General features: G+C 35.5%; 1 protein-coding gene. It reads left to right on the top strand.

Annotation, left to right across the window (positions count from 1 at the left end; genetic code table 11):
• A partial coding sequence (locus tag C240_RS11850) for a hypothetical protein (RefSeq protein ID WP_271495945.1) occupies window positions 1-677 on the top strand: 677 nt, incomplete at both ends.

The following is a 677-nucleotide window of genomic DNA, read 5'->3' on the forward strand; positions in this document are numbered from 1 at the left end:
GCGAAAAACAAAGAAATCGCCAGAATCGAGCAAAAACAAGACGCTCAAAAAGCTTTGTTAGATCTGTTGCATTCAGATTTGAAAGCAGCATTAGACAAAACAGATGAACATTATTTAGTACAAGGTTTTTCTCAAGAACAGATGGATTCGTTAAGCGAACGTAAAAATAAAGCAGTCTCAATCGACGATAATGATAAAGTAAAGGCAGCAATTGCGACGGTGAAGGAATCATTTGAAAAAGTGCAAACAGCCTATAATCGACAAGAAGCTGTTAATTCACTCTATCAAAAAGACGATCAATCCCAAGCGATGGACGGAATAGAGCTAAAGAAAGACTTAGCCATTACGGATGATCTGAAAAAAGAAATCGTTACGAATGTAAAAGATGCTTATTTTGTAAAAGATGCAAAATCTGACTATGACAAAACAATCAATACGTTTATCACAGCAGCCGAAGATCAAGTGAATCAGATTGAGACAGCGAAAGTTGCGGTATCAGAGATCTATAATTCTACCGAAGAAAAAGTTTCTTCAGTAGATCAGGAGTTATATGATAAGGCTAAGACCGAAACAGAAAAAATCAAAAATGATAAAGCAAGAAATGAACTGTTAGATAAAGTTTCTCAAGTGAAAGAAGAAATGGATAAACAAGCAGAAGCCAAGAAAGAGCAGGAAAA

It is taken from the genome of Enterococcus sp. 5H, assembly GCF_028128615.1.
Lineage (GTDB): Bacteria > Bacillota > Bacilli > Lactobacillales > Enterococcaceae > Enterococcus_L.